Origin of the sequence: Sphingomonas sp. ABOLE (assembly GCF_003950455.1) — a bacterium.
In the GTDB taxonomy this organism is placed as follows: domain Bacteria; phylum Pseudomonadota; class Alphaproteobacteria; order Sphingomonadales; family Sphingomonadaceae; genus Sphingomonas; species Sphingomonas trueperi.
This window is the reverse complement of the sequence record NZ_QQWY01000105.1, coordinates 1-1,220: the sequence shown is the minus strand read 5'-3', so window position 1 is coordinate 1,220 and position 1,220 is coordinate 1. Positions and strand designations below refer to the sequence as shown.

Below are 1,220 nucleotides of genomic sequence, written 5' to 3'. Positions count from 1 at the left end.
TGAACCGCGCCGGGTTTGTCGGAGGCCCCAACTCCTGAGAGGAAGGGCCTATGACGAGCAAGACGACGAACAAGTTCTCGCCTGAGGTTCGCACGCGCGCGGTGCGGATGGTGCTGGAACACGAGAAGGATCACCCGTCGCGGTGGGCGGCGGTAGTATCGATCGCGGCGAAGATCGGCTGTTCCGGGCAGACGCTCAACGAATGGGTGAAGAAAGCCGAGGTGGACAGCGGCATGCGCGGCGGTGTGCCGAGTGACGTCGCGGAGCGGATGAAAGCCTTGGAGCGCGAGAATCGCGAGCTGCGTCAGGCGAACGAGATCCTTCGCAAGGCGTCGGCCTATTTTGCGATGGCGGAGCTCGACCGCCGAGCGAAGTGATGGTGTCGTTCATCGACGCGCACCGCGCGGTGTACGGGGTCGAGCCGATCTGCCGGGTACTGCCGATCGCCCCATCCACCTACCATGCCCATGTTGCCAGAAGGATAGAGCCGACCAGGCGGTCGGCTAGGGCTCGGCGGGACGACGTGCTCCGGCCGGAGGTGCGCCGCGTGTTCGAGGAGAATTTCCGCGTCTATGGCGTCCGCAAGATCTGGCGGCAGCTGCGCCGCGAGGGGTTTGGCGTCGCCCGATGTACCGTTGCCCGGCTGATGCGGGCGATGCGCCTGGCAGGCGTGATCCGCGGCAAGCCGGTGCGCACCACCATCAGCGACAAGGCGGCACCATGCCCGCTCGATCGGGTGAACCGCCAGTTCCGTGCGCTGGCGCCGAACATGCTGTGGGTGTCGGACTTTACCTACGTGGCGACCTGGGCGGGGTTCGTCTACGTGGCGTTCGTCATCGACACCTATGCGCGTCGGATCGTCGGCTGGCGTGTTAGCCGGAGCGCCCATACCGGCTTCGTCCTCGACGCGCTCGAGCAGGCGCTGCACGATCGCCGTCCTGCGCGAGGTGCTGGCCTTGTCCACCATTCGGACCGCGGCAGCCAGTACGTGTCCATCAAATACACCGAGCGCCTCGCAGAAGCCGGCATCGAACCCTCGGTCGGCAGCGCCGGCGACAGCTATGACAATGCCTTGGCCGAGACGATCAACGGCCTGTACAAGGCTGAAGTCATCCATCGACGCGGCCCATGGCGCAGCTTCGAAGCCGTCGAATACGCCACCCTCGAATGGGTCGATTGGTTCAACCATCGCCGGCTCCTCGAGCCCATCGGCAACATCC

The 1,220-nt window shown here is 65.5% G+C and carries 1 protein-coding gene and 1 other annotated feature; the gene reads left to right on the top strand.

Going from position 1 to position 1,220, the window contains the following annotated elements; translation table 11 throughout:
- Nucleotides 1-50 precede the first annotated feature (50 nt).
- Nucleotides 51-1,220, top strand: a protein-coding gene (locus CA234_RS24070) for an IS3 family transposase (protein WP_126002944.1) whose coding sequence is annotated in 2 segments (ribosomal slippage) — nucleotides 51-342 and nucleotides 342-1,220 — 1,171 coding nt annotated over the 2 segments. Because the reading frame shifts where the segments join, the coding sequence is not laid out codon by codon here. This gene is flagged as partial in the annotation.
- Nucleotides 335-451, top strand: a sequence feature (AL1L pseudoknot). It overlaps the preceding gene by 117 nt.